The organism is Pseudomonas marvdashtae (assembly GCF_014268655.2).
Taxonomy (GTDB): Bacteria; Pseudomonadota; Gammaproteobacteria; order Pseudomonadales; family Pseudomonadaceae; genus Aquipseudomonas; species Aquipseudomonas marvdashtae.
Genome location: NZ_JABWQX020000002.1, coordinates 250,706 through 277,386, shown reverse-complemented (window position 1 = coordinate 277,386; position 26,681 = coordinate 250,706). Strand labels below are relative to the sequence as shown.

General features: G+C 60.2%; 23 protein-coding genes. 6 read left to right on the top strand and 17 right to left on the bottom strand.

The window, feature by feature from the left end:
- Positions 1–142: 142 nt before the first annotated feature.
- From clpB to rluD, 3 genes are all read right to left on the bottom strand, one after another.
- The gene (gene clpB / locus HU742_RS20995) at positions 143–2,707 is read right to left on the bottom strand and encodes an ATP-dependent chaperone ClpB (RefSeq protein WP_186641860.1); all 2,565 of its coding nucleotides are present in this window, start codon (positions 2,705–2,707) and stop codon (positions 143–145) included.
- A gap of 130 nt (positions 2,708–2,837) precedes the next feature.
- Entirely contained in the window at positions 2,838–3,563 is a 726-nt protein-coding gene (gene pgeF, locus HU742_RS20990) for a peptidoglycan editing factor PgeF (protein WP_186645162.1), read from the bottom strand.
- Positions 3,560–4,522: a 23S rRNA pseudouridine(1911/1915/1917) synthase RluD gene (rluD, locus tag HU742_RS20985; protein WP_186613075.1), complete on the bottom strand. Its 963-nt coding sequence runs from the start codon at positions 4,520–4,522 to the stop codon at positions 3,560–3,562. Before rluD ends, pgeF begins: the two co-directional genes overlap by 4 nt.
- 150 nt (positions 4,523–4,672) lie before the next feature.
- Between rluD and HU742_RS20980 the strand changes: the two genes are divergently transcribed.
- The 4 genes from HU742_RS20980 to HU742_RS20965 all read left to right on the top strand — a co-directional run bounded on the left by HU742_RS20980 (position 4,673) and on the right by HU742_RS20965 (position 8,967).
- Positions 4,673–5,689 (top strand): outer membrane protein assembly factor BamD, encoded by a 1,017-nt coding sequence (locus tag HU742_RS20980; RefSeq protein ID WP_186641858.1) that lies wholly within the window; start codon positions 4,673–4,675, stop codon positions 5,687–5,689.
- Between the two features lie 122 nt (positions 5,690–5,811).
- Positions 5,812–6,045 (top strand): PP0621 family protein, encoded by a 234-nt coding sequence (locus HU742_RS20975; RefSeq protein WP_186613071.1) that lies wholly within the window; start codon positions 5,812–5,814, stop codon positions 6,043–6,045.
- Positions 6,035–7,624 carry an ATP-binding protein gene (locus HU742_RS20970; RefSeq protein ID WP_186641857.1) on the top strand — a complete coding sequence of 530 codons (1,590 nt, stop codon included), beginning with the start codon at positions 6,035–6,037 and terminating at the stop codon, positions 7,622–7,624. The genes HU742_RS20975 and HU742_RS20970 overlap by 11 nt, the downstream gene beginning before the upstream one ends.
- Positions 7,621–8,967, top strand: a complete 1,347-nt coding sequence (locus tag HU742_RS20965) for a sigma-54-dependent transcriptional regulator (protein WP_186645164.1) — start codon at positions 7,621–7,623, stop codon at positions 8,965–8,967. The genes HU742_RS20970 and HU742_RS20965 overlap by 4 nt, the downstream gene beginning before the upstream one ends.
- Positions 8,968–9,063: 96 nt before the next feature.
- Here HU742_RS20965 and HU742_RS20960 read toward each other — a convergent pair whose 3' ends face one another.
- Positions 9,064–9,402: a DUF6124 family protein gene (locus HU742_RS20960; protein ID WP_186641852.1), complete on the bottom strand. Its 339-nt coding sequence runs from the start codon at positions 9,400–9,402 to the stop codon at positions 9,064–9,066.
- Between the two features lie 390 nt (positions 9,403–9,792).
- On the opposite strand from HU742_RS20960, the gene HU742_RS20955 reads away from it, so the two are divergent.
- Positions 9,793–10,968, top strand: a complete 1,176-nt coding sequence (locus HU742_RS20955) for an integrase core domain-containing protein (protein ID WP_186641867.1) — start codon at positions 9,793–9,795, stop codon at positions 10,966–10,968.
- Positions 10,969–11,240: 272 nt separating this feature from the next.
- Here the strand turns inward: HU742_RS20955 and HU742_RS20950 are convergent, their stop codons facing one another.
- The 9 genes from HU742_RS20950 to HU742_RS20910 all read right to left on the bottom strand — a co-directional run bounded on the left by HU742_RS20950 (position 11,241) and on the right by HU742_RS20910 (position 21,271).
- On the bottom strand, positions 11,241–12,257 hold the full coding sequence (locus HU742_RS20950; protein ID WP_186645355.1) for an IS110 family RNA-guided transposase: 1,017 nt from the start codon (positions 12,255–12,257) through the stop codon (positions 11,241–11,243).
- Between the two features lie 825 nt (positions 12,258–13,082).
- The gene (locus HU742_RS20945) at positions 13,083–14,258 is read right to left on the bottom strand and encodes an integrase core domain-containing protein (RefSeq protein ID WP_186641867.1); all 1,176 of its coding nucleotides are present in this window, start codon (positions 14,256–14,258) and stop codon (positions 13,083–13,085) included.
- A gap of 215 nt (positions 14,259–14,473) precedes the next feature.
- Positions 14,474–15,574, bottom strand: coding sequence for a glycine oxidase ThiO (gene thiO / locus HU742_RS20940; protein ID WP_186645282.1), 1,101 nt, complete (start codon positions 15,572–15,574; stop codon positions 14,474–14,476).
- Positions 15,575–15,629: 55 nt separating this feature from the next.
- Positions 15,630–16,031, bottom strand: a complete 402-nt coding sequence (locus tag HU742_RS20935; protein ID WP_186641779.1) for a type IV pilin protein — start codon at positions 16,029–16,031, stop codon at positions 15,630–15,632.
- Between the two features lie 10 nt (positions 16,032–16,041).
- Positions 16,042–19,149 carry a pilus assembly protein gene (locus HU742_RS20930; protein WP_186645280.1) on the bottom strand — a complete coding sequence of 1,036 codons (3,108 nt, stop codon included), beginning with the start codon at positions 19,147–19,149 and terminating at the stop codon, positions 16,042–16,044.
- The gene (locus HU742_RS20925; RefSeq protein ID WP_186645278.1) at positions 19,136–19,630 is read right to left on the bottom strand and encodes a pilus assembly PilX family protein; all 495 of its coding nucleotides are present in this window, start codon (positions 19,628–19,630) and stop codon (positions 19,136–19,138) included. The genes HU742_RS20930 and HU742_RS20925 overlap by 14 nt, the downstream gene beginning before the upstream one ends.
- Complete coding sequence (locus HU742_RS20920) at positions 19,627–20,343, bottom strand: PilW family protein (protein WP_186645276.1); 717 nt, start codon at positions 20,341–20,343, stop codon at positions 19,627–19,629. Before HU742_RS20920 ends, HU742_RS20925 begins: the two co-directional genes overlap by 4 nt.
- A complete protein-coding gene (pilV, locus tag HU742_RS20915) occupies positions 20,340–20,801 on the bottom strand; it encodes a type IV pilus modification protein PilV (protein WP_186641774.1) in 462 nt (153 codons plus the stop codon). The genes HU742_RS20920 and pilV overlap by 4 nt, the downstream gene beginning before the upstream one ends.
- Positions 20,798–21,271, bottom strand: a complete 474-nt coding sequence (locus HU742_RS20910) for a GspH/FimT family pseudopilin (RefSeq protein ID WP_186641773.1) — start codon at positions 21,269–21,271, stop codon at positions 20,798–20,800. Before HU742_RS20910 ends, pilV begins: the two co-directional genes overlap by 4 nt.
- Before the next feature lie 129 nt (positions 21,272–21,400).
- Here HU742_RS20910 and HU742_RS20905 point away from each other — a divergent pair, with 129 nt between their 5' ends.
- Positions 21,401–21,940, top strand: a complete 540-nt coding sequence (locus tag HU742_RS20905) for a GspH/FimT family pseudopilin (RefSeq protein ID WP_186645273.1) — start codon at positions 21,401–21,403, stop codon at positions 21,938–21,940.
- Here HU742_RS20905 and ispH read toward each other — a convergent pair.
- The 4 genes from ispH to ileS all read right to left on the bottom strand — a co-directional run bounded on the left by ispH (position 21,894) and on the right by ileS (position 26,679).
- Positions 21,894–22,841, bottom strand: a complete 948-nt coding sequence (gene ispH / locus HU742_RS20900; protein ID WP_186645271.1) for a 4-hydroxy-3-methylbut-2-enyl diphosphate reductase — start codon at positions 22,839–22,841, stop codon at positions 21,894–21,896. The two genes, HU742_RS20905 and ispH, sit on opposite strands and share 47 nt — an antisense overlap.
- A 71-nt stretch (positions 22,842–22,912) precedes the next feature.
- Positions 22,913–23,350 (bottom strand): FKBP-type peptidyl-prolyl cis-trans isomerase, encoded by a 438-nt coding sequence (gene fkpB, locus HU742_RS20895; protein WP_186641771.1) that lies wholly within the window; start codon positions 23,348–23,350, stop codon positions 22,913–22,915.
- Positions 23,343–23,855, bottom strand: coding sequence for a signal peptidase II (gene lspA, locus HU742_RS20890; RefSeq protein WP_186613043.1), 513 nt, complete (start codon positions 23,853–23,855; stop codon positions 23,343–23,345). Before lspA ends, fkpB begins: the two co-directional genes overlap by 8 nt.
- Complete coding sequence (ileS, locus tag HU742_RS20885) at positions 23,848–26,679, bottom strand: isoleucine--tRNA ligase (protein ID WP_186641770.1); 2,832 nt, start codon at positions 26,677–26,679, stop codon at positions 23,848–23,850. Before ileS ends, lspA begins: the two co-directional genes overlap by 8 nt.
- Between the last annotated feature and the right edge of the window lie 2 nt (positions 26,680–26,681).

Genomic DNA, 26,681 nt, shown 5'->3' with positions numbered 1-26,681 from the left:
GTTTCCTCTCAACGAGAAGTCGCCCTTGGGGGTGACGTACTGCGGGGCGCACTTTACAAGCCTTTTCCTTTGAGTTCAACGGCCTGATGAAAAAAATGGCCTCGCAAAACGAGGCCATTCCAATCACAGGCTATTGTGGCTTTCAGTTGAAAACGATTTCGTCGTTTTCCACGGTGCCGGTCACGGTTTCGCCCGGCATGAAGCGACCGGACAGGATCAACTGCGCCAGCGGGTTTTCGATCCAGCGCTGGATCGCCCGCTTCAGCGGCCGTGCGCCGTAGACCGGGTCGTAACCCACCGCAATCAGCTTGTCCAATGCCTCATCACTCAGTTGCAGCTTCAGCTCGCGCTCGGTGAGGCGGCTGCGCAGGCGACCCAACTGGATCTCGGTGATGCCGGCGATCTGATCCCGAGCCAGCGGTTCAAAGATCACCACTTCGTCGACCCGGTTGATGAACTCCGGCCGGAAGTGCGTGGAAATCGCATCCATCACCGCAGCACGTTGCGCCTCGCGATCACCGACCAGTTCCTGGATCTGCGCCGAGCCCAGGTTGGAGGTCATCACGATCACGGTGTTGCGAAAGTCCACCGTCCGCCCGTGGCTGTCCGTCAAGCGACCGTCCTCAAGCACCTGCAACAGAATGTTGAACACGTCCGGGTGAGCCTTCTCGACCTCGTCGAGCAGGATCACCGAATACGGTTTGCGCCGCACAGCCTCGGTCAGGTAGCCACCCTCTTCATAGCCGACATATCCCGGCGGAGCACCGATCAGCCGGGCCACGGAGTGTTTCTCCATGAATTCGGACATATCGATGCGCACCATGGCCTCCTCGGTATCGAAGAGGAATTCGGCCAGGGCCTTGCACAGCTCGGTCTTACCCACACCGGTCGGACCGAGGAACATGAACGAGCCGCTCGGGCGGTTAGGGTCAGACAAACCGGCGCGGGACCGGCGGACGGCGTTGGACACCGCCACCACCGCTTCCTCCTGACCAATCACGCGCTGGTGCAGCAGGCTTTCCATTTTCAGCAGCTTGTCGCGCTCGCCTTCGAGCATCTTCGAGACCGGAATGCCGGTCCACTTGGAGACCACTTCGGCGATTTCTTCCTCGGTAACCTTGCTGCGCAGCAACTGGTTTTCGCTCTTACCGTGCTGGTCGACCATTTGCAGGCTGCGCTCCAGGTCCGGGATCACCCCGTACTGCAGCTCGGCCATGCGGTTGAGATCGCCTTTGCGGCGGGCCGCTTCCAGCTCCTGGCGAGACTGCTCGATCTTCTGCTGGATCTGCGCCGAGCCCTGGACTTCGGCCTTTTCCGAATTCCAGATTTCTTCGAGATCGGAATATTCACGCTCGTGCCGAACGATTTCTTCCTGGAGTTTTTCCAGGCGCTTTTTCGCCGCTTCGTCGCTTTCTTTCTTCAGGGCCTGGGACTCGACCTTGAGTTGGATCAGGCGTCGCTCCAGGCGGTCCAGCACCTCGGGCTTGGAGTCGATCTCCATGCGGATGCGGCTGGCGGCCTCGTCGATCAAGTCGATGGCCTTGTCCGGCAATTGCCGGTCGGTGATATAGCGGTGGCTGAGCTTGGCCGCCGCGATGATCGCGCCATCGGTAATTGCCACCTTGTGGTGAACCTCGTAGCGCTCTTTAAGGCCGCGCAAGATGGCGATGGTGTCTTCTTCACTTGGCTCTTCCACCAGCACTTTCTGGAAGCGCCGCTCCAAAGCAGCGTCTTTCTCGATGTACTGGCGGTACTCGTTGAGCGTGGTCGCGCCGACGCAATGCAGCTCGCCGCGAGCCAGTGCAGGCTTGAGCATGTTGCCCGCGTCCATCGAACCTTCGCCCTTGCCGGCACCGACCATGGTGTGCAACTCGTCGATGAACAGGATGATCTGCCCTTCCTGCTTCGACAGTTCATTGAGCAGGGATTTGAGCCGTTCCTCGAATTCGCCACGGTACTTGGCACCGGCGATCAAGGCGCCCATGTCCAGGGACAACAAGCGCTTGCCCTTGAGGCCGTCCGGCACTTCGCCGTTGATGATGCGCTGGGCCAGGCCCTCGGCGATGGCGGTCTTGCCCACGCCAGGCTCGCCGATCAGCACCGGGTTGTTCTTGGTACGGCGTTGCAGGACCTGAATGGTGCGGCGAATTTCATCGTCACGGCCAATCACCGGGTCGAGCTTGCCCTCTTCGGCGCGCTTGGTCAGGTCGACGGTGTATTTGTCCAGCGCCTGGCGTGCCTCCTCGTGGTTGGGGTCATTGACCGCTCCACCGCCACGCAGGTTGTTGATGGCGTTTTCCAGGGCTTTCTTGCTGACGCCCTGGCCGAGCAACAACTTGCCGAGCTTGCTGTTCTCGTCCATCGCGGCAAGCAACACCAACTCGCTGGAGATGAACTGGTCGCCTTTCTGCTGGGCCAAGCGGTCGGCCTGGTTGAGCAGCCGCGCCAGATCCTGGGACATGTTCACGTCACCGGTCGGATTCTGGATTTTTGGCAACTGGTCGAGTTCTTTGGCCAGCTCCTTGCGCAGGCTGCTGACGTCAAAGCCCACCTGCATCAACAGGGGCTTGATGGAACCGCCTTGCTGCTCGAGCATCGCTTGCATCAAGTGCGCCGGTTCGATACCGGGATGGTCCAGGCCGACGGCCAGGGACTGGGCGTCGGAGAGGGCCAACTGTAATTTGCTGGTTAAACGATCAATACGCATGGGTCACCTTCCTTTTGAGCAGGCCGGACCTTCGAAACGTCCTGAATGAAGAAACCTGCCAGATACCGCTATAGATGTGGTCGATTCTGGAAGATTCAAGCAGCGCGCTGTTGATACAGATCAGGGAAGTCTAGCGTTCGAGCCAGATCAGGGAAGCGAAACGACCGGTACGGGCGTTACGGCGGTAGGAAAAGAAGTGTGGATCGGTCACGGTGCACAAGCCGCCACCGTACACGGCCGTTATGCCACGTACCGCCAGGCGCAGTCGTGCCAGCGCGTAGATATCCGCCAGGAACTTGCCGACGTTGTGACTGGGCGTGAAGGCTTGCTCTGCCTTGGGCAGGTGCGCGATAAAAGCTTCACGCACCTCCGGTCCGACTTCGAAGGCTTGCGGACCGATGGCCGGGCCGAGCCAGGCGAGGATTTCATCGGCGGGTACTTCAAGGCAATCAAGGGTGGCTTCCAGCACACCATTCGCCAACCCGCGCCAACCGGCATGGGCCGCCGCGACACGGGTGCCGGCGCGATTGCAGAACAATACGGGCAGGCAGTCGGCCGTCATCGAGGTGCACGCGATGCCCGGCGCGGCGGTCCAACTGGCATCGGCGGTGACGACCTGGGCCGGATCAGCCTCGACCACGTCGATGCCGTGGACTTGCTGCAACCAGGCCGGACGCATGGCGAAGCGATCAGTGAGACGGCGACGGTTTTCGGCGACAGCGGTGGGGTCGTCGCCCACGTGATCGCCCAGGTTGAGGCTGTCGAACGGCGCCAGGCTGACGCCGCCCTCGCGGGTGGTGACGCAGGCCTTGACCCAGGCCGGCGCGGGCCAGTCGGGTGTCAGCCAGTCATTCATCCGATGAACGCCTCGCGGTCCTGCTTGAGCAACGTCAGCAACCAGACGAAGTCATCCGGCAACGGCGACTCCCAGCTCATGCGCTTGCCGGTCGTCGGGTGATCCAGCTCCAGGAAACGCGCGTGCAGCGCTTGGCGCGGGAAATTCTTCAGCGATTCGACCATGGTCTGGTTGGCGGCCGGCGGAATGCGGAAACGACCGCCATAAGCCGGGTCGCCCACCAACGGGAAGTTGATGTGGGCCATGTGCACGCGGATCTGATGGGTACGACCGGTTTCCAGCTTGACCCGCACATGGGTGTGGGAACGGAAACGCTCTAGCACGCGGTAATGACTGACCGCCTGCTTGCCGCCTTCCATCACCGCCATGCGTTGGCGCTGCTGGCCGTGACGACCGATCGGGGCGTTGATCTTGCCACCCGCGGTGACGACCCCGATGACGATGCATTCATAGATGCGGCTGACACTGCGGCTCTGCAACTGTGTGACCAGCTGTGTCTGCGCCTGGATGGTCTTGGCCACCACCATCAGGCCGGTGGTGTCCTTGTCGAGGCGATGCACAATACCGGCGCGTGGCACATTGATGATGTCCGGCACGTGGTGCAGCAAGGCGTTGAGCAGGGTGCCATCGGCATGACCGGCCGCCGGATGGACCACCAGGCCGGCAGGCTTGTTGATCACCAGGATGTCATCATCTTCATAGACGATGTCCAGGGCGATGTCCTGGGCGACCCATTCTCCCTGGGCCTCCTGCTCGGCGGTGAGTTCGAGGATGGCACCGCCATGGACAATGTCTCGCGGGCGGATCACCGCGCCGTCCACCGTCAGGCGACCGTCCTTGATCCAGGCGGAAAGGCGCGAGCGCGAGTGCTCTGCGAAGAGTTGGGCGGCGACTTGATCGAGGCGTTGGCCGCCCAATTCGGACGGCACCTCTGCGCGAAGTTCTATTTTATCGGACATGCTCGGACTGGGCGTCGGCACAGCCTTTGGTTTCGGCTGCGCGCTTGTGGTTAAATACGGCGTCTTTTGCCCCGAGGCTTTCAACGGGGCGCTCATCATAACAGGACGGCCCCGCCCAAGACAGCGGCCGTCATAGGGACGCAAGCCGCCATGCAAGTGAAACACCTGCTGCTGATCGCCATCCTCGCATTGACTGCTGCTTGCTCGTCGAAGGAAGTCGTAGACGAAAACCTGAGCGAAGTCGAACTGTACCAACAGGCGCAGAACGACCTGGATAACAACAGCTATACCAGCGCCACCGCCAAGCTGAAGGCGCTGGAGTCGCGGTATCCGTTCGGTCGCTATGCCGACCAGGCCCAGCTGGAGTTGATCTACGCCAACTACAAGAACGCCGAGCCGGAAGCCGCGAAGTCCGCCGCCGAGCGCTTCATTCGTCTGCACCCGCAGCACCCCAACGTCGATTACGCTTACTACCTCAAGGGCCTGACCTCCTTCGACCAGGACGTCGGCCTGCTGGCGCGCTTCCTGCCGCTGGACATGACCAAGCGTGACCCGGGCGCCGCGCGCGACTCCTACAACGAGTTTGCCCAGCTGACCAGCCGCTTCCCCAACAGCCGTTATTCGCCAGATGCCAAGCAGCGCATGATCTACCTGCGCAACCTGCTGGCGTCCTACGAAATCCACGTGGCGGACTACTACCTGACCCGCCAGGCCTACGTCGCCGCCGCCAACCGCGGCCGCTACGTAGTGGAAAACTTCCAGGAAACCCCATCGGTGGGCGACGGCCTGGCAATCATGACCGAGGCGTACCAGCGTTTGCACCTGGATGACCTCGCGGCCACCAGCCTGGAAACCCTGAAGCTGAACTACCCGGACCACCCTTCCCTCGCCGACGGCCAGTTCACCCCGCGCGTCGACGAAGCCGACAACCGTTCGTGGCTGAGCAAGGCCACCCTGGGCCTGATCGAATCCCGTCCTCCGCTGCCGCCGGGCGAAACCCGCGCCAACCAGGACGTCCAGCGCCAGTTCCAGGATGCCAAGGAAGCCATTCCGAACGAGCTCAAGCCCAAGGACGAAAATGGCGACGTGATCGAAGAAGAAGAGCCTGAGAGCGAATCCAGCGACCGCTCCTGGTTCAGCTACATGACCTTCGGCATGTTTGACTGAGACAAGGCCTGACGAAAAAGGAGACCTGCGAGTCTCCTTTTTTGTGCCTGGGTTTTATTGCGCTGTGCGCCGTTCCAGTCCTTGGCTAAACTGCCTGATCTCTAGCCGAAAAGCCGCCTATCATGCTTCGTTTACTGTTCTGGATTGTCCTGATTGCCGCCGCGATATGGTTGTGGCGCAAATTCAAGGGGGCCACCTCCGCACCGAACTCGCACCGGGAACAGGACGCACCGCCCATGGTTCGTTGCGCTCATTGCGGCGTCCATCTGCCGCGGGACCGGGCGCTGACGCTCCAGCAACAGTGGTATTGCAGCCAGGCTCACCTTGAGCAAGGCCCGGGCACTCGTGATCGCTGAGGCTTCACGCCCTCGCGTCAAACAGGCGCAGCGCCTGCTGCGTCTTTATCACCTGTACCGCCTGAGCATCGGCATCACCCTGGTGCTGTTGATCTCCAGCAACATGGACAACCGCTTGTTGGAGTTCGCCAACGACGATCTGCTGCGCAGCGGCAGTTGGTTGTATCTGGTGCTGAATATCCTGCTGGTGGTGTTTCTTGAGAACACTCGCCGCCCGGCCCGGCTGTTCGGCCTGGCACTGACCGACGTCCTGCTGCTGTCGTGGCTGTTCTTTGTCGCAGGCGGTGCTCCCAGCGCCATCGGCAACCTGATCATTGTCTCAGTGGCAATTGGCAATACCTTGTTGCGCGGTCGGATCGGCCTGTTGCTCGCCGCCGTCGCCACGATTGGCATCGTCGGTTCAAGCTTGTTCCTCGGCCTCAGCGACTCGAGCCGCCCCAGCAGTTATTTGCAGGCCGGCACCTTGGGCGCCTTGTGCTTTGCCGCCGCGTTGCTGGTACAAGGCCTGACCCGACGCCTGGAAGTCAGCGAAAGCCTGGCCGAGCAACGAGCCAGCGAAGTACTCAGCCTCGAAGCGCTCAACGCGCTGATCCTGCAACGCATGCGCACCGGCATCCTCGTGCTGGATCGCCAGCGCAAGGTGCAACTGGCCAACGAAAGCGCCCTGAACCTGCTGGGCATGCACGACTTGATTGGCCAGCGGATCGACGACTATTCCAACGCCCTGGTCGAACGGCTGCAAGGATGGCTGAACAATCCCAGCCTGCGGCCACAAAGCCTGACCATCAGCGGCACGGGCCTGACCCTGCAACCCAGCTTCATCGTCCTGGGGCCGCAGGACCAGCAACAGATCCTGGTTTTTCTCGAAGACCTGGCCCAGATAGCCCAGCACGCCCAGCAACTGAAGCTCGCCTCCCTCGGGCGCCTCACTGCCGGTATCGCCCATGAAATCCGCAATCCCTTGGGGGCGATCAGCCACGCCGCGCAATTGCTGCGCGAATCCGAGGAACTGAACGACGCGGACCGGCGTCTGACGCAGATTATTCAAGATCACTCCCAACGAATGAATCGCGTCATTGAAAACGTCCTGCAACTGTCACGCCGCCAGCAAACCGCGCCCCAACGCCTGGATTTGCGCACATGGCTGGAGCAGTACGTCCAACAGGCTCGCGAAAGCGTGACCGAACACCAGCATCTGCACCTGAGCATCGACCCGGGCGACTACGTCACGCTGATGGACCCCGACCAACTGACCCAAGTGCTCGACAACCTGCTGCGCAATGCCTGGCGCCACAGCGCCATGGTTCACGGGCAGGCCGAGGCCTGGCTGAAACTGTTCGTCGACCCGCACAGCCAACTGGCCACGCTGGACATCATCGACAACGGCCCCGGTGTAACACCCGATCAGCAGGTGCACTTGTTCGAGCCTTTCTTCACCACCAGCAGCCAGGGCACCGGCCTTGGGCTTTATCTGTCCCGTGAGCTGTGCGAAAGCAACCAGGCCCGCCTAGACTTCAAACCACGCCAAGGCGGCGGCTGCTTTCGCATCACTTTTGCTCACGGACGGAAACAGATTTGAATACACGCTCACGGCAACGAATCCTGATCGTCGACGACGAGCCGGACATCCGCGAACTCCTGGAAATCACCCTGGGACGGATGAAACTCGACACCCGCAGCGCCAAGAACCTTGCCGAGGCCCGGTCGCTGCTGGAGGGCGAAGCCTTCGACCTGTGCCTGACCGACATGCGCCTGCCCGACGGCACCGGGCTGGAACTGGTGCAACACATCCAGCAACGCCAGCCCCAACTGCCGGTGGCGATGATCACCGCCTATGGCAGCCTGGAAGTCGCCATCGACGCCCTCAAGGCTGGTGCCTTCGACTTCCTGACCAAGCCCGTCGACCTGGCCCGCCTGCGGGAGTTGGTCGGTAGTGCCTTGCGCATGCCGCCCGTCGCTTCACCAGGAGCGACCGTCGAGCGCTGCCTGCTGGGCGACTCCCCGCCCATGCGCAATGTGCGCAAACAGATCGAAAAACTCGCCCGCAGCCAAGCGCCGGTGTACATCAGTGGCGAGTCGGGTTGCGGCAAGGAACTGGTCGCCCGTCTGATCCACCAGCAAGGCCCCCGAGCCAGCCAGCGCTTTGTGCCCGTCAACTGTGGGGCGATTCCGACAGAGCTGATGGAAAGCGAATTTTTCGGTCATAGAAAAGGCAGCTTCAGCGGCGCCATCGAGGACAAGCCCGGATTGTTCCAGGCTGCCCATGGCGGGACTCTATTTCTCGACGAAGTGGCCGACTTGCCATTGGCGATGCAGGTCAAGCTGTTGCGCGCCATCCAGGAAAAAGCCGTGCGCGCCGTGGGAGGCCAGCAGGAAGAGGTGGTGGATGTGCGCATCCTGTGCGCCACCCATAAAGACCTGGACGCGGAAGTCGCTGCCGGGCGTTTTCGCCAGGATCTGTATTACCGGCTGAACGTCATCGAACTTCGTGTCCCGCCATTACGTGAACGCCGAGAAGACATCGAACCGCTGGCGACCCACGTACTCCAGCGCCTGGCCGCCAGCACCGGCAGCCCTGCGGCCAAGCTGCACCCACGCGCGCTGGACGCCCTGCGCAATTACCGCTTCCCAGGCAACGTGCGGGAGCTGGAAAACATGCTCGAACGGGCCTATACCCTCTGCGAACACCAACAGATCGAGGCCGAAGATCTGCGGCTGGCCGAGGGCGGTAGCGCTGGCGACTCGGGCAGTCCCGATTTGATGCAGGTCGACAATCTGGACGGCTATCTCGAAGAGGTCGAGCGCAAGGTGATTCTCCAGGCACTGGAGGAAACCCGCTGGAACCGCACGGCGGCGGCGCAGCGGTTGAAGTTGTCGTTTCGGTCGATGCGGTATCGGTTGAAGAAGTTGGGGTTGGATTGAGCCACGGTTTGACGCTCGTGCCCCCGGTAGCAGCTAATACCTGTGGTGAGGGAGCTTGCCCCACCACAGGGATTGGGTTTGCTGCAGCGCCTTTACCTATCTCCCGGTCACCGGCACCTGCTCATTCAATACACGATTGGCCAGCAGTTCACTCAGTTCAATCAGTTGTTGTATCCCCAATGCGATCTGCCGTCGTGAGCCTTTCAGGTCGAAGGCCAGGTCGCTGATGGTGGCGTTGGCTGAGGCTAGGGTTTCGCTGAGGTTGGTCAGCAGGCATTCGACGTCGATGCCGTCCACGACGGTGAACAGCTGGTTCGGTGCTGGTTTCTTTTTGGTTTCAGGTTTTGGGTCGAGGTAAGAATCGATGACGCGTTTGGCGGCTTCATCGAGCCCGTTCGGGTTAGGCTCTGAAGGTGATGGAGGTTTTTCACTCATTGCGGTACTCCAAAGGAAAAAATGGATTACCAAGTTAGCGGGCCGCGACGCCCGGACGCTGAATTTGCAGCGACGGGGAAAGGTTAACGAGAGATCTTCCCACCCGGCAACCGCCAGAACTCGTCGGAAAAGTCGGCTTGGTTTAGATTGTTGTCCGAACATTCCCACAAATCTTGGTTGGGGGGTGAGGTCGACATTGTGGGGGGTGTAGATCCGTTTCTTCGGTAACGGCTGCTTAGGGTTCCGCCCTTACGGCGTCTCACTTTTGAGAAGCGCAAAAGTAAGCAAATGTATGGTCAGGGTATGACTCACCCACATGGGTTACAAATCAGTTCAAGCACATAGGTAACAGTTATTAACTGGCATGGTCGATTTCGCGAGGATCTGACCATGCCCTGGAAAGAGCTGAAACCTATGGACCTCAAAGTGATGTTCATCGCGGCGTATCTGTCTGAAGAACACAGCTTTAGCCAGCTGTGTCAGGACTATCAGATCAGCCGAAAGACTGGCTATAAGTGGGTCGAACGCTATCAGTTAGAGGGGCCCAGTGGGCTCGATGAGCGTAGTCGGCGCCGGCACAACCAGACCTATGTGGTGCCGCTGGTTGTGAGGCAGGCAATCATTGAGTTTCGCTCTACTGGCGAAACGGTTCCGGGTCCTAAAAAGATTCAGAACGATCTGATGAAACGCTTTCCTGGGCAGGATCCGCCTTCGAAAACGACCATCTACAACATCCTTAAGGCAGCGGACCTGATCACGTCTCGACCGTTGCGCCAGCGTGTCGCTGTCTATCCCAAGCCTTTGCGTAAGGCAGAATCGCCTAATCAACTCTTCAGCGCAGATTACAAAGGCCAATTTCTCACCGGAGCGGGTGTCTGGTGTTATCCGCTGACGATCATGGACCATGCCAGTCGCTTCTTGCTTGCCTGCGAGAGCATGGCTAACACCAATCTCAAGGAGACCCAGCAAACCTTCGAGCACGTCTTTCGGGAGTATGGGATGCCTGAGCGCATCCGAACCGATAATGGCGTGCCGTTTGCGAGCACAGGGCGTGCGGGGTTGTCGCAGTTATCCATCTGGTGGCTACGCCTTGGGATTATTCCTGAGCGAATTGAGCCCGGTCGACCAGATCAAAATGGACGTCATGAGCGTATGCACCGGACATTGAAGAGTACGTTTCCCAAACCGCCGGCCATTGCCTGGGAGGCTCAGCAAAAACACTTTGATCGATTTATGCAGCACTACAATCATGAACGGGGACACGAAGCACTCGGCCAGAAAACCCCGGCGTCCTGCTATACCCCCTCAACCCGAGTTTACCCGGAGAAACTACCGGAAATGGGGTATGCGAGCCATGTTGAGTGTTACCTGGCCGATGGTAGCGGAATCATTAATCGAGATGGTCTGCGGATATATGTGGGGAACCTGCTCAGGCATCAAACCATTGGAATGGAGATGATCAAAGACGGGGTATGGAATGTTATCTTCGGTCCGGTGATCCTAGGTCACGTCAATGCCCGGGACGCAAAAAACGGCTATGTTTCAATCAAAGTGTCACCTATGTGAATGCACTTTTTTGTAACCCATGTGGTTGTTCCGTACATCAGCCTACCTTTTGCTACTCAGTCACGATGAACGGTAAATCAGGCTTGCGCTAATGTATCCGGGCTCCATGTGAGCGCGGGTACGCGCTCGGCCCTTGATGAGTATTCGCTCCTGCCTGTCCTTAAAAGCGCTTCAGCTTCGAAAGCTTCTTTGCTTATCAGGTTCTCAGCCAGGATATTTGCCGTTTATCGCCATCACTTACTGACGTCGCAAAAGCCGGTGGTAAAACTGGATCACGCAGTGAAATGCCCGTTGTAGGTGCCACCTTTGGTCAACAGCGCCCAGACGATCCTGGCCATTTTATTAGCCAGAGCACAGGCAACTTTGTTGATTGGTTTTCGGGCCAAAAGGTTTCTAGCCCAGACGCCGAGCGCATCGTTTCGTTTATCGATTCGGTAAAGCAGGGTTTGGGCGCCCTGCATCAACAAGGTTCGCAAATACCGATCCCCACGCTTGCTAATACCCAGTAACGTGGTTTGCCCCCCAGTCGAGTATTGCCGCGGCACTAACCCCAGGGAGGCCGAAAAGTCTCGGGACGATTTGTACATCGAAGCATCCCCGACATCGGCCACCAACGCGCTAGCGATGAGGGGGCCGATGCCGGGGACGCTCTGTAATCTTTTGCCGGCGTCACTCCTGTTTACCTGCTGCTTGATCTCGGTATCCAGCGCTTTGATTTCGCTGGTCAATTGACGAATGTCATCAAGCATCCGATTAATAGCCTGCCTCAGGCGCAGAGGTAGATTGTGTTCTTCCATCAATGTAGGAACCCGATCCAGCGCGGCATAGCCGGCGGGAAAGATAACGCCAAACTCCAATAAGAACCCGTGCACCTGGTTGATCACGCCGGTGCGTCGACTTACCAGTGATTTACGCAATTTATGCACCGTCGACAATACCTGCTGGTCGACCGACTTGACCTGCACAGAGCGCGTTCTGGGGCGTGATGCGGCTTCGCAGATAGCTTCGGCATCAATGAAATCGTTCTTGTTGCCCGTGACGTAAGCTTTTACATGCTGTGGCGCAATCAGTTGGACCTGATGGCCGAGCTTGGTGATTTCTCTCGCCAGAAACTGTGACCCGCCACAGGATTCCATGGCGACTTTGCAGGGTGGTATTTGTGCTAGCCACGGTAGCAACTGGCTGCGATTAAGCTTCTTGCGCAGAACCATGTGGCCTTGTGCATCTTGGCCATGCAAGTGGAAGCTGTTTTTGCCAATGTCGATGCCTAGAAGCGTCACGCTGTTCATGAGAAAGCCTCCTCAGGAAAAGGGAGAACCTCAGAAGTTTAGACCTGAGGTTCTCGCCGGGCTGACCATCTCATTAACGCTTTTGCCCCACCACTCGGCACCTCGCTTAGGCTCGGTGTGCCCGCCCTCCGGCATTGCTCCGTGGGCCCGCCGCGAAGGGCCATCCATGGCCCAGCGCGGCTATCCCGGCATCCATGCCGGGATACCCACTCCACAATGCCTGCGTGCGGCCATCGTGGTTAACGGGGCGCCGAGATCAACGTCCGCCGCGAGGCGGCCTGATAGCCGACCTGGTTTTGGTTGGGATCGCGTTTCTTCTGTGAATGCGGGCTTGCTTGCGATGACGGTGGGCCAGCAGGCGTGGGGGACGAAAGTACCGTGGCGAGGGAGCTTGCTCCCGCTCGGCTGCGAAGCAGTCGTAGAAAATCACCCTGCGATTATCCAGATACACCTTGCTGAATGGTCCTGGGTCTGCTGCGCAGCCCAGCGGGAGCAAGCTCCCTCGCCACGGGGGTATCGTTTTTCTTGAGTGCCGCTGCGAGCAGGCTCGCACAGGAGAAACGCAATCCCAACCAAAACCAGGTCGGCTATCAGGCCGCCTCGCGGCGGACGTTGATCTCGGCGCCCCGTTAACCACGCTGGCTGAACTAAGGTGTTGCGCAGTGGGCAACCCGGCATGGATGCCGGGTTAGCCGCGCTGGGCCATGGATGGCCCTTCGCGGCGGGCCCACGGAGCAATGCCTTAGTTCAGGCACACCGAGCCTAGGCGAGGTGCCAAGTGGTGGGCATGTACGGAACAACCACATGGGTTACAAAAAAGTGCATTCACATAGGTGACACTTTGATTGAAACATAGCCGTTTTTTGCGTCCCGGGCATTGACGTGACCTAGGATCACCGGACCGAAGATAACATTCCATACCCCGTCTTTGATCATCTCCATTCCAATGGTTTGATGCCTGAGCAGGTTCCCCACATATATCCGCAGACCATCTCGATTAATGATTCCGCTACCATCGGCCAGGTAACACTCAACATGGCTCGCATACCCCATTTCCGGTAGTTTCTCCGGGTAAACTCGGGTTGAGGGGGTATAGCAGGACGCCGGGGTTTTCTGGCCGAGTGCTTCGTGTCCCCGTTCATGATTGTAGTGCTGCATAAATCGATCAAAGTGTTTTTGCTGAGCCTCCCAGGCAATGGCCGGCGGTTTGGGAAACGTACTCTTCAATGTCCGGTGCATACGCTCATGACGTCCATTTTGATCTGGTCGACCGGGCTCAATTCGCTCAGGAATAATCCCAAGGCGTAGCCACCAGATGGATAACTGCGACAACCCCGCACGCCCTGTGCTCGCAAACGGCACGCCATTATCGGTTCGGATGCGCTCAGGCATCCCATACTCCCGAAAGACGTGCTCGAAGGTTTGCTGGGTCTCCTTGAGATTGGTGTTAGCCATGCTCTCGCAGGCAAGCAAGAAGCGACTGGCATGGTCCATGATCGTCAGCGGATAACACCAGACACCCGCTCCGGTGAGAAATTGGCCTTTGTAATCTGCGCTGAAGAGTTGATTAGGCGATTCTGCCTTACGCAAAGGCTTGGGATAGACAGCGACACGCTGGCGCAACGGTCGAGACGTGATCAGGTCCGCTGCCTTAAGGATGTTGTAGATGGTCGTTTTCGAAGGCGGATCCTGCCCAGGAAAGCGTTTCATCAGATCGTTCTGAATCTTTTTAGGACCCGGAACCGTTTCGCCAGTAGAGCGAAACTCAATGATTGCCTGCCTCACAACCAGCGGCACCACATAGGTCTGGTTGTGCCGGCGCCGACTACGCTCATCGAGCCCACTGGGCCCCTCTAACTGATAGCGTTCGACCCACTTATAGCCAGTCTTTCGGCTGATCTGATAGTCCTGACACAGCTGGCTAAAGCTGTGTTCTTCAGACAGATACGCCGCGATGAACATCACTTTGAGGTCCATAGGTTTCAGCTCTTTCCAGGGCATGGTCAGATCCTCGCGAAATCGACCATGCCAGTTAATAACTGTTACCTATGTGCTTGAACTGATTTGTAACCCATGTGGGTGAGTCATACCGGCAAAAGCGTTTTGCTTACTTTTGCGCTTCTCAAAAGTGAGACGCCGTAAGGGCGGAACCATAAGCAGCCGTTACCGCAGCAACGGATATGTACGCGATAACAAGCTCGATACAGAGCCAAACCTTACAACCGCCCAGCAGGCGCATAAGGTCGCGGATCAATCACCGCCTCACGCCCCAACATCAGATCGACAAACAACCGACACGAAGCCGGCGCCAGCACCAGCCCATTGCGATAATGCCCGCAGTTCAACCACAAACCCTCGAACCCAGGCACCTCGCCGATAAAGGGAATACCTTCCGGCGACCCCGGCCGCAACCCGGCCCAATGCCCCACCACCTCGGCATCGGCCAGCGCCGGAACCAGCGCCACCGCCGAAGCCTTGAGACTCTCCAGCGCCGCATCGGTCGGCGTTTTGTCGAAGCCTTCACGCTCCAGCGTACTGCCAATCAGAATGTGCCCGTCACGACGGGGAATTGCGTAACGCCCCCTGGCCAGGACCATGCTCGACAGAAAATCCTCAGCGCACTTGTACAGAATCATCTGGCCCTTCACCGGCTCAACCGGCAACTTCAGCCCCAATGTCCCAAGCAACTCGCCGCTCCAGGCGCCGGCGGCCAGTACCACTTGATCACCGCGAACCTCCCCCGCTGAACTCTCAACGCCGACGACACGCCCACCGTCACGGATAAAACCGCTGACTTCGCAATGCTCGTGAAGCGTGACGTTTGGCATCGCCAGCAAGGCAGCCTTGAGGGACTTGACCAGCCGAGGATTGCGCACGTTAGCCACATCGGCCATATAGATGGCCCGGGAAAACCCCGAACCGAGCACCGGTACAGCGTCATGCACCGCGCTGATATCCACAGCCCGCAGCGGACGCCCTTCCCGCTCGGCCCAGGCCAGTGCTTCGTCTTGATCATCCAGGTCCAGCCAATACAGGCCGGTGACGTGCACTTGCGGGTCGATCCCGGTCGCGGCGAACAAACGCTCGCCCAGCTGTGGATAAAAATCCTGCGACCAATGGGCCAACGCGGTGACCGCCGGGCTATAGCGCCACGGATACAACGGCGAAACGATACCGCCACCGGCCCAGGACGACTCCTGCCCGACGCCGGAGCGATCCAGCAGCACGACGCGCTGCCCTTCCGAGGCGAGATTGAATGCGGTCAGCAGGCCGATGACTCCGCCGCCGACAATCACCACTTGCTGTTGCCTGGTCATGTTCTGTTTCGACTCTCAAGACAGAGACGCAAGACTGCGCCCCGAAAAAGAAAACTCAGCGCCCCCAGCAATCCTTGGGGGTCACGCCGGCAGCGGAGTTGGGATTGCCCCGCTTGCCCGTGTTATCAATCGTGAAATCACCACACTTGTCGGTCGCCATGGACGAGCCACTCTTGCGCACGGCCGTCAGGGTAAAGCGCTGGTCCTCCAGCGCCCTATCGATGTTATAGAAGTCGTTGCCGCCGCTCAGGCCAGTTGCATTGGTGTAGACGTTGGCCTTCGAGTAGTGACGCTCGAGGATCTGCGCCTGCTCCGACAAGAGCCCGGCAATCTCGGTACGCCGGCCTTTCTTCATGTATTCGCTCAGGCTCGGATAGCCGATGGTGATCACGATACCGACGATCGCGATCACGATCATGATTTCGATCAAGGTGAAACCCCGGTTGGATCTACGCATGCCTAACCTCTCACTGTATTTGCCGCCACATGATACGGCGACTGCCGCCCACGGATTTGCCCAACAGGTCGGTGATACCGCCGCCGGAGTCGTTCACGATCATGTTAGTGGCCCCGTTGGCATTGACGACGGCGCTCAGGGTTGGGATACCGCCCGTGAACACCACGCCGGCGGAGACCGTGTCGAGACTGTTGAGCGCGCCATCGTTGTTGGTATCGAGTACCGCATAGTTGAGCATCTTACCGTTGAACGCATCCACTTCGATGAGTTTGCCCGTACCGAAGCTGGCGCAAGGGTCGGTGGTGTCCACGGCGGCGGTGGTGAAGACAACGCGCCCGAGCACCAGGTTGGCTGGATTGATCACCCTCTCGCCGGTCAGCGCATTATTGTAGATCAGCGGCAAATACCAGCCCTTCTTCGCGGGATAAGCCACGTCGTTCTGGCTGGTGGTCACGAATTGCCCCGTGGCGCCTGAAAAAATGCCGGTGATCGATTGCGCCTGCAGGCTCGACACGGTGATTTGTCCGGCGCCGCCCGTGGCGTCCCAGATTGAATAGAACCCCTGCAAGTCCTTGTTGAGCTTGTCCACCGATTCGTTGAACTTGCCAGTGCCGAAAAACACCTGGATGCCGCCTTGGGGATTTTCCGCCAGCAGGGGCTGGGCGGTGATCGGCTGGGTTGCTCCGCCTGGGGCGGTGAACAATGGCTGACCGGCAAACGCCAGCCCCCAAGTGTTGGGAGACGCGCCGCTGAGGTCGAATTTCCACATCCGCCCTTTCAGGTCCCCGCCATAGGCCGCTTGCACCACGTTCTGCGAGTTGACCCGCAGCTTGACCGACGAGAGGCCGTTATCGGTCTCGCTGCTGTTGATGACGATCTTGCGAATCAGCGAGCCGTCGCGAATGTCCACCACGTACAACGCCGCCACGCCGGTGTTGCTGCCGTAGCCATTGGAAATGAACGCCGCCCAGCGACCGTCCGACAGCCGCGCGACTTCGGGGCGCGCGTAGGCGTAGCCGAGATCATTGAAGGCATGGGCTGTGTTGGCGACCGTCGGCGCGCTGATTTCCCACAGCGCGCGGATCGCGTTACCGGCCGATGCGTCGAACAATTGCACCGCATAAAACGCCCGGCCACCCGCCCCGGTGCCACCCAAGGCAAGGGTTTTCCAGGCGCTGCCCATTTGCGCGTCAAATACGCCGACCTGCCCGTCCACCAAGAACTTGTGGCTCACTCCGTTGATGTAGTTGGGATCGGCGATGAGCTGCAACGAGGGCAGCACGCTCGATGGCATATAGGCGTAGCGCCGGGTGCCATTCGTGCTGTTGATAACGCTGAAAAAACCGTCATTGCCATTCACCAAAAGGCTGCTGCTCATGTTCGCCGCCTTGGTGGTCAGGTACGTGCTGTAGCTGGTGTCGTTCAACAGGTCCGAGGCAGTCTGGTCGTTGGGCGAAGCCAGGGCCAGCGGCGAGTTGATGATGTCCCCGAGCAAGACGCTGCGCACCTTCAGCCCGGTCTTGTTGACGCCCTTGCTCCACTGCACCAGATCGATGCCAGTAATCCCCGTGGGCAAACCCTGGCTCAGGCTGGTTTGCTGGGCCGGTGAAAAGTTGCCGTAGGCCAGGGTCACCGGCACGTTGGTCGCGGTGTTCCAGGACTGATAGATCGGCGCCGTGGCGCCGGGCACGATGGCGGTATCGGTAGTCCATTGCAACGCCGCCGTGTTGACCGTTCCGGTCGAGGTGAAACCGAACGCCTTGATGGTGCCGCGCCAGTCCTTGGGATCGTACGTCGTCTGGTAGTAACTGGAGGTGCTGGACAGCGTGGCGCCATTGCTGGTGCCGCCGCCCCCGGAGCCGGCCTTGGAGGTGATGTCGCTGAGGGCCGATGACAGGGCTGAGTTCAGGCCTTCGCTGTCGGTCGCCGGATAATACCTGCCTGCACCGTAGCGGGCAGCGTCGGAAAGCATCTGGTTGGTGACGGCAAAACCTACGGTGTAGGTATTGAGGTACTGTCGGCGAAACTCAGCGCCGTCCCAGCTTTTCCCCGTGACGTCAGTGCCGGTGGTGCGCATGTCGATGTCGAAGGCGAACTTGGCGATGTCGTCCAGGTAAAGCGTGTCGCCCTCCGCATCGCCAACGGGACTGGCACCATCGTTGGTACTGATGCCATCCCAATTAGGCAGACGGTTTCCCCCCAGCGGGTCATTGGTGGGGAAGGTTCGGTCGAAGGTGGGCAGGCCATCGGTGATTACCACGCCGAAATTTTTCTGGCACCGGTATTGGATCGGGCTGGTGTAGGTGCTGGGTGTGCCGTTGTAGTACGGCGCCATGCCGCGAAAATAGCGGGTGACTTCGTAGTAGCTCTCGGCCAACGGCGTGTTGGCGACGGCGCCCAAGCCGTTGATGGCGTTGATCAGGGCGCTGTAGTTGGTATTGGCTTGGGTCTGGGTGACGTTGCCGCTGACCGGTGACAGGTCAGTGATGGCCCGAGCGATGTAACCACCTGGGCCGGAGTTACTGCTGTTGGGCGGGTTGAACGTGGCGAGGCCGATGCGCAGGGCGCGGTTATTGGCTACCAGGTCAGCCGAAACATCCCGAGCCACGTTGATTCGGTAATCGGTGGGGATTGAGCCGGTGGTGAAATCGCGGCTTGAGCCGTTGGCCTGGGTCATGAGATAGGATAAATATTTTGCGGTGTACCGGGTGTTCTCTCCCCCGACCGGATCGGGTAACCGCAGGCATACCTGGCCAAAGCCAGATCGGTAGAAGCCGTACCAGCCATTTGAACAGCCGCCACGGAACAGGCTCGCAAGCAAGACGTTCCCGTCGTTTGCCGCAAGCAATACCCTATTGCTGCTGCTACAGCTTCTATCGTCAGTGCATACGTAGACAGGTGGTTGCGCCGCCGCCGGATCAAACCCCGCCGCCCAGATAATGTTGTTCATACTCCCCGAATCATCAATCAGCAGCATCACGTTGGGCGTCACCGCCGCCGCGCTCAGCAACGGCGACTCCGAAGGCGTGAAGCCGTAGACCGGGGCCGCCAGGTACAGGCTGAGCAACGCCCCGCAAAACGCCTGTCGCCAACCCCGCAGTCCATTAATACTTCGCATAGATGCTCTCCACCACGCTGCGCTGGTTATTGCCCACCACCGCCACCGCGGTGATCCGGTACAGCGTCGCCGAGGTATTGACGGGTACATTGACCGCCGCCAGCGTGGTGCCAATGTTCTGCACACCATAAAACCCACCGGCGGCGGCCACCCAGAGCACTCCTGAGGATGAATTGCGCCCGGCCGCCGTCACCGTCGCCGACTCGGCCGGTGGCGCGCATTGGGCCGTGGTGTTGCACACCGGCAACGAGTAGCTCTCGGCCTGCACCGCGCTTTCACCAACCCTCAGCGCAGCCTCGGCCATCTGGAACGACTGGTTGCGCTGCATGACGCTGCTGGTCATTTTTTCCTGGAGGGTGGCGCTCTGCATCGACGACAGGCCGATCAGCGTCAGCAACAGCAAGAACACCAGGCTCACCAGCAATGCCATGCCGCGCTGGCGGTGCTTGAGACCTGCCGAAGTCATCAATCGCCTCCTCATAGCAGCCGGTTGCGCAAGGCGGCAACCACGTTGAAGGTCTGCTCGCGCACGGCGTTCTTCGGATCGAACAGGGTCAACGTCAGGCGCACGCTGCGGATCAGCGCCGGGTCGCCCGGGTTACCGGTATAGCTGGTGGCCGCGATGTCCGTCGCGCTGGCGGCCACGCCGAACATCACCTCGAACTCCCGCACGTTGTCCACCAGCACCGACAGGGTCGGCGGATTGCCGACGCCGCTGCCCAGTAGCAATTGGTTGTTGTTGAAGCTGTAGACCAGTCGACGGATCGGGAAGGCCAACTGTCCCGCCGCGGGCGCCCGCGCTTCCGAGTAGGCGGTCGCCGAGGTGCGGCAATCGGAGACGACGGTCCAGGTCGGTGCGCTACCGCCGCTCCCGATGTCCGCCGTCACCAGGGTCAATCTCCGATTCGCATTGTCCCAGCGGATCGGGGTGATCTGGCTGGCCGCGAAACTGTTATCCGTCGAGGCATCCGTAATGGTCGCCAGGCAACCGAACATGCCGACCATGCGAATTTCCTGGACCATCTTGCTCATGGCAAACCGCGCGTCCTCCTGCATCACTGCGGCGGCGCTCTGGCTGGCGTAGGTATTTTTGGCGGCGATGAATATCTGCACCACGCCCAACACGACGATCAGGCTGATCACCAGCGCGATCATCAGTTCGATCAGGCCGAAGCCCCGGCTATATCTATTCATGGCGTCGTTGTCAGTGGATCGACGGCGACGCGGCTGGTCAGCACGAAGGTGCGCCGCGCCTCGGCCGCGTCGGTCGTGTTGGCGGCCCGGGCATCGTCCCAGGCAATGGTGATGGTGTAGACCCGCTGGTTCAACGCAACAGTGCCGGTGGCCGTGGCGCCGCCGAAGGCGACGATGTTGGTCTTGAAGTCGTATAGGTCCTGGTCCCGGGTCACGCTGAGGTTGGGCGAACTGGGCGGGGTAACGGTGTAGTCGGCAGCGGAATTGGCACGGATGCGGTCCAGCATGTCGTAGGCGATGAAGCTGGCCTGGCTGGTCATGCGCGAGCTGTCGGTGTACTTGAGGGCATTGAGCTGGATCATCGCCGCGCCCAGCAGGCCCACGCCGAGAATCAGCACCGCCACCAGCACTTCGATAAGTGTCATGCCCTCCTGTGCGCTTTTACTGCAACCCTTCATCCGCAATTTCCACCCGATACGATTCGTCCATTGAGGCAAACATTGAGCGTCCTGCTCTGCGCCCCTCTTACGTAAGTGAAGCTCACCGGCGTCGCCGGTGCCGATAATCCGCCCAGGTTGTTGAAGTCGATGCTGGTCACTTCCGAGGGTAGCGTCAGAGTCGCTCCGCTGCCCATGGCTGGAACAACCCGCAATACATTGGGCGCAATGCAAGCACCGGCATATACCGCCAGTTCGCCGCTCCAGACGCTGCCCCCCGCCGTCGGGCAAATCCGTACCGTGATGCCACGGTCAATCGCCGTCATCCGGGCAAAGTTCAGTGCCCGGCGCAAGTCGCCGACCTCGGTATCGGCCTTGGTGCCCTGCATTGCCCCGGTGAATGCCGGCACCGCCATGGTGATCAGGATCAGCAGCACGCCGAGGGCCACCAACACTTCGATCAGCGTGAAACCTTTTGTACGAAGATCCATCGATGCCCTCCGTTGCCGTCGGCTATACCTGCTTCTACACGCTAGAACAAACAACCGCCGTGTGTGCAGTTGTTTCAGTTTGACGGCGCACGGACCGCGTCGTTTTTCGTACTCCAGGGAGGAGACGTCATGCGCCAACAGGGTTTCAGCCTGATCGAACTGCTCATGGGACTGGCAATCGCCGCAATTGTTCTGCCGTGGGCCGGTACAGGCTACAAAGAGCTGATCGAATCCATCGAACGCGAGGACACCGCGCAGTTGCTGCTCAGCGGGTTACGCAGCGCCCGCAGCGAAGCCATCATGCGTAACCGCCGAGTATTGATACATGGGATAGACAATGATTGGGGCAAGGGCTGGCGGATCACCCTGGACAACAAGGAGAAAACCTTGCTGAAGGAACGCAGCGCAAGCGCGCGCGTGATCGGCAACCAGACGGTGAAACGCCGGGTAAGGTTCGGTAGCCATGGGGCGGCATTACACGCCAATGGCTCTTTCCAGGCCGGCACGCTGCATGTCTGCGCCAAACGCGGGCCGGTCAGCCACCATCAAGTGATACTGGCGCCCTCCGGCCGCGTCCGCCTTGAAAGTATCAAAGCCGAGCAGGCCCTTTGCGAAAAAGGACTCAAAGCAGCGAGCGGACGCGCAACTCCTTCGGCATCGAGAACGTGATGTTTTCCTCGCGGCCGGACAACTCATCCGCCCCCGTCGCCCCCCAGGCCTGCAACTGCTGGATCACACCGCGTACCAGTACTTCCGGCGCGGAGGCACCGGCGGTAATGCCGATCCGCTCGACACCGTCGAACCAGCTGCGCTGCATGTCCTCGGCACCGTCGATCAGGTACGCCGGGGTGGCCATGCGTTCGGCCAGTTCGCGCAAGCGATTGGAGTTGGAGCTGTTCGGGCTGCCGACCACCAGGACCACATCGCACTCGTCGGCCAGTTGCTTGACCGCGTCCTGGCGGTTCTGGGTCGCGTAGCAGATGTCGTCCTTGCGCGGCCCGCCGATGGCCGGGAAACGCGTGCGCAGGGCGTCGATGACCCGGCTGGTGTCGTCCATCGATAATGTGGTCTGGGTGACAAAAGCGAGCTTTTCCGGATTGCGCACTTGCAGGGCCGCCACATCCTCCTCGTCCTCGACCAGGTAGATTGCGCCGCCGTTACTGGCGTCGTACTGGCCCATGGTGCCTTCCACTTCCGGGTGGCCTTCATGGCCGATCAGGATGCACTCTCGACCGTCGCGGCTGTAACGCGCCACTTCGATGTGCACTTTGGTCACCAGCGGACAGGTGGCATCGAACACTTTCAGGCCACGGCCGGCGGCTTCGGTCCGTACCGCCTGGGAAACCCCGTGGGCGCTGAAGATCACGATGACGTCGTCCGGCACCTGATCCAATTCCTCGACAAAAATGGCCCCGCGGCTGCGCAGGTCTTCGACGACGAACTTGTTGTGCACCACTTCATGGCGGACATAGATCGGCGGCCCGAAGACTTCCAGGGCGCGGTTGACGATTTCGATCGCCCGGTCCACGCCGGCGCAGAAGCCACGGGGGTTGGCGAGTTTGATTTGCATGCTGTGCCTCGTGTCTTGCGCGCAAGAATTGAATCAGTGAACCGGGTGGCAGCAGAACTGCCCATCAAGCGTCAAACCGCTTTGACCTCGAGAATTTCCACTTCGAAGCTCAAGGTCTTGCCCGCCAACGGGTGATTGAAATCGACGGTCACCTGGGCATCGTCAAAAGCTTTCACCACGCCCGGCAGCTCGGCGTTGGCCGCGTCATTGAAAATCACCAGCAGGCCCTCGGACAATTCCATGTCCTGGAACTGGGAGCGTGGCATGGTCTGCACGTTCTGCGGATTGGGCTGACCAAAGGCGTTTTCCGGTGGCACGGTCACGGTGCGCTTGTCGCCGGCCTTGAAGCCGAAGATCGCCGCTTCGAAGCCCGGCAGCAGGTTGCCATCGCCGACCTTGAACACCGCCGGCGCCTTGTCGAAGGTGCTATCGACGGTGTCGCCGTTTTCCAGGTGCAGGGCGAAGTGAAGCTTCACTTCGGTGTTTTGAGCGATACGCTGCTCAGTCATGGACGGCTTCTCCGGTTTTCTTGCTCTTGAACATGTCCAGGGCGAGCATCACGGCGCCCACGCTGATGGCGCTGTCGGCAAAGTTGAACGCCGGGAAATACCAGCGGTTCTGCCAATGCACGAGGATGAAATCGATCACGTGGCCCAGGGCAATCCGATCATAGAGATTGCCCAGCGCGCCACCCAGGACCAACGCCAACGCCACGGCCAGCCAGGTCTCGTCACGCCCCAGGCGCTTGAGCCAGACCACCAGCACGGCGCTGACGACGATGGCGATCAGCGCGAACAGCCAACGCTGCCAGCCCGAACTGTCGGCCAGGAAGCTGAACGCCGCACCGGTGTTGTAGGCCAACGTCCAGCTGAAGTAGTCGGGAATGACCACGATCTGCTGGTACATCGTGAGCGAGCCTTCGAAGTAGTGCTTGCTGGCCTGGTCAATGACCAGTACCAGCACACTCAACCAGAGCCAGCCTAGCCGCCCGAAGCGGCCCGCCACATTAGGCATAGTGACGAACCTCGCCAGCACCGCTGATGTTGTCCACGCAACGGCCGCAGATTTCCGGATGCTCCGGGTTCACGCCGACGTCTTCGCGGCAGTGCCAGCAACGGGCGCACTTGGTGTGGTTCGACTTGACGATCTTGAGCTTCAGGCCGCTGACTTCAGTGGTCACCGCATCGGCCGGTGCCTGCACCAACGGGGCGACACTGGCGGTTGAGGTGATCAGCACGAAGCGCAATTCGTTGCCAAGCTTGGCCAGGTCGGCACTCAACGCCTCTTCGGCGTACAAGGTCACTTCGGCTTGCAGGTTGCCACCGACGGCCTTGGCCGCGCGCTGGATTTCCATTTCCTTGTTGACCGCCGCCTTGACCGCCATCACGCGATCCCAATACGCACGGTCCAGCTCGAAGCCCTGCGGCAGTTCGGTCAGGCCTTCGTACCAGGTGTTGAGCATCACCGATTCGTTGCGCTCGCCCGGCAGGTACTCCCACAGTTCATCGGCGGTGAACGCCAGGATCGGCGCGATCCAGCGCACCAGCGCTTCGCTGATGTGGAACAGCGCGGTCTGGCACGAACGGCGCGCCTTGCTGTTGGCGCCGGTGGTGTATTGGCGGTCCTTGATGATGTCGAGGTAGAAACCACCGAGCTCCTGCACGCAGAAGTTGTGGATCTTGGAGTACACGTTCCAGAAACGATATTCGCCGTAGTGCTCCTGCAATTCGCGTTGCAGCAGCAGGGTACGGTCCACGGCCCAGCGGTCCAGCGCGAGCATCTCCTCGGCCGGCAGCAGGTCGGTGGCCGGGTTGAAGCCGGTCAGGTTCGAGAGCAGGAAGCGCGCGGTATTGCGGATCCGCCGGTAGGCGTCGGCGCTGCGCTGCAGGATCTGCTCGGAAACGGCCATCTCGCCGGAATAGTCGGTGGACGCCACCCACAGGCGCATGATGTCGGCGCCCAAGGTGTCGTTGACTTTCTGCGGCGCAATCACGTTGCCCAGGGACTTGGACATCTTGCGGCCGGACTCGTCGACGGTGAAGCCGTGGGTCAGCAGTTCGCGGTACGGCGCGTGGTTGTCGATGGCGCAACCGGTCAGCAAGGACGAGTGGAACCAGCCGCGATGCTGGTCCGAACCTTCCAGGTACAAGTCGGCGCGCGGGCCGCTCTCGTGGCCCATCGGGTGCGAGCCGCGCAGCACGTGCCAGTGGGTAGTGCCGGAATCGAACCAGACGTCCAGGGTGTCGCTGATCTTGTCGTACAGCGGCGCTTCGTCGCCCAACAGCTCGGCGGCGTCCATCTTGAACCAGGCTTCGATGCCTTCGACTTCGACGCGCTTGGCAACGTCTTCCATCAGTTCGACGGTGCGCGGGTGCAGTTCGCCGCTTTCCTTGTTCAGGAAGAACGGGATCGGCACGCCCCAGTTGCGCTGGCGGGAGATGCACCAGTCTGGACGGTTGGCAATCATCGAATGCAGGCGCGCCTGGCCCCAGGCCGGCACGAACTGGGTTTCTTCAATGGCCTTGAGCGAACGCTGGCGCAGGGTGTCGCCGCTGGTGGGCTGCTTGTCCATGCCGATGAACCACTGCGCGGTGGCGCGGTAGATCAGCGGAGTCTTGTGACGCCAGCAGTGCATGTAGCTGTGTTCGATGACGGTGGTGTGCAGCAGCGCGCCGACTTCGGTCAACTTGTCGACGATGGCCGGGTTGGCTTTCCAGATGAACTGGCCGCCAAAGAACTCCAGCGATGGCACGTACACGCCGTTGCTCTGCACCGGATTGAGGATGTCGTCGTTGACCATGCCGTATTTCTTGCAGGTCACGAAGTCGTCGACGCCATAGGCCGGCGCGGAGTGAACCACGCCAGTGCCCGCGCCCAGCTCCACGTAGTCGGCCAGGTACACCGGCGACAGGCGATCATAGAAAGGATGACGGAAGTTGATCAGTTCCAGCGCCGAACCCGGGGCGGTGGCGATCACCGAACCTTCGAGGTTGTAGCGGGCCAGGCAGGATTCGACCAATTCTTCGGCCAATACCAGCAGCTTGTCGCCGACATCGACCAGGGCGTAGTTGAATTCCGGGTGAACGTTCAGCGCCTGGTTGGCCGGGATGGTCCACGGCGTGGTGGTCCAGATCACGATCGAGGCGGGCTTGGCGAGCTTGCCCAGGCCGAAAGCGGTGGCGAGCTTGTCTTCATCGGCGATCGGGAACGCGACGTCGATGGTCGAGGACTTCTTGTTCTCGTATTCGACTTCCGCCTCGGCCAGGGCCGAACCGCAATCGAAGCACCAGTTCACTGGCTTGAGGCCCTTGAACACGAAGCCGCCCTCGACGATTTTCGCCAAGGCACGGATTTCGCCGGCTTCGTTCGCAAAGTCCATGGTCTTGTACGGGTTGGCGAAGTCGCCCAGCACGCCGAGACGGATGAATTCGGATTTCTGCCCTTCGATCTGCTCGGTGGCGTAGGCACGGCACAGCTCGCGGGTCTTGTCGGCGCCCAGGTTCTTGCCGTGGGTCACTTCGACCTTGTGTTCGATCGGCAGGCCGTGGCAGTCCCAGCCCGGCACATACGGCGCGTCAAAACCCGACAGGGTCTTGGAGCGGATGATCATGTCCTTGAGAATCTTGTTCAGCGCGTGACCGATGTGGATGGTGCCGTTGGCGTACGGAGGGCCGTCGTGCAGGACGAACTTCGGACGATCCTTGCCAATTTCGCGCAACTTTCCGTACAGGCCAATGCTGTCCCAACGCTGCAGAATCTGTGGTTCGCGCTGAGGCAGGCCGGCCTTCATTGGGAAGGCGGTGTCCGGAAGGTTTAGCGTGGCTTTATAGTCGGTCATTT

Coding starts and splice junctions, on each gene's coding strand:
- clpB (WP_186641860.1), bottom strand. CDS start 2,707: ATGCGTATTGATCGTTTAACCAGCAAATTACAGTTGGCCCTCTCCGAC.
- pgeF (WP_186645162.1), bottom strand. CDS start 3,563: ATGAATGACTGGCTGACACCCGACTGGCCCGCGCCGGCCTGGGTCAAG.
- rluD (WP_186613075.1), bottom strand. CDS start 4,522: ATGTCCGATAAAATAGAACTTCGCGCAGAGGTGCCGTCCGAATTGGGC.
- HU742_RS20980 (WP_186641858.1), top strand. CDS start 4,673: ATGCAAGTGAAACACCTGCTGCTGATCGCCATCCTCGCATTGACTGCT.
- HU742_RS20975 (WP_186613071.1), top strand. CDS start 5,812: ATGCTTCGTTTACTGTTCTGGATTGTCCTGATTGCCGCCGCGATATGG.
- HU742_RS20960 (WP_186641852.1), bottom strand. CDS start 9,402: ATGAGTGAAAAACCTCCATCACCTTCAGAGCCTAACCCGAACGGGCTC.
- HU742_RS20955 (WP_186641867.1), top strand. CDS start 9,793: ATGCCCTGGAAAGAGCTGAAACCTATGGACCTCAAAGTGATGTTCATC.
- HU742_RS20950 (WP_186645355.1), bottom strand. CDS start 12,257: ATGAACAGCGTGACGCTTCTAGGCATCGACATTGGCAAAAACAGCTTC.
- HU742_RS20945 (WP_186641867.1), bottom strand. CDS start 14,258: ATGCCCTGGAAAGAGCTGAAACCTATGGACCTCAAAGTGATGTTCATC.
- thiO (WP_186645282.1), bottom strand. CDS start 15,574: ATGACCAGGCAACAGCAAGTGGTGATTGTCGGCGGCGGAGTCATCGGC.
- HU742_RS20935 (WP_186641779.1), bottom strand. CDS start 16,031: ATGCGTAGATCCAACCGGGGTTTCACCTTGATCGAAATCATGATCGTG.
- HU742_RS20930 (WP_186645280.1), bottom strand. CDS start 19,149: ATGCGAAGTATTAATGGACTGCGGGGTTGGCGACAGGCGTTTTGCGGG.
- HU742_RS20925 (WP_186645278.1), bottom strand. CDS start 19,630: ATGAGGAGGCGATTGATGACTTCGGCAGGTCTCAAGCACCGCCAGCGC.
- HU742_RS20920 (WP_186645276.1), bottom strand. CDS start 20,343: ATGAATAGATATAGCCGGGGCTTCGGCCTGATCGAACTGATGATCGCG.
- pilV (WP_186641774.1), bottom strand. CDS start 20,801: ATGAAGGGTTGCAGTAAAAGCGCACAGGAGGGCATGACACTTATCGAA.
- HU742_RS20910 (WP_186641773.1), bottom strand. CDS start 21,271: ATGGATCTTCGTACAAAAGGTTTCACGCTGATCGAAGTGTTGGTGGCC.
- HU742_RS20905 (WP_186645273.1), top strand. CDS start 21,401: ATGCGCCAACAGGGTTTCAGCCTGATCGAACTGCTCATGGGACTGGCA.
- ispH (WP_186645271.1), bottom strand. CDS start 22,841: ATGCAAATCAAACTCGCCAACCCCCGTGGCTTCTGCGCCGGCGTGGAC.
- fkpB (WP_186641771.1), bottom strand. CDS start 23,350: ATGACTGAGCAGCGTATCGCTCAAAACACCGAAGTGAAGCTTCACTTC.
- lspA (WP_186613043.1), bottom strand. CDS start 23,855: ATGCCTAATGTGGCGGGCCGCTTCGGGCGGCTAGGCTGGCTCTGGTTG.
- ileS (WP_186641770.1), bottom strand. CDS start 26,679: ATGACCGACTATAAAGCCACGCTAAACCTTCCGGACACCGCCTTCCCA.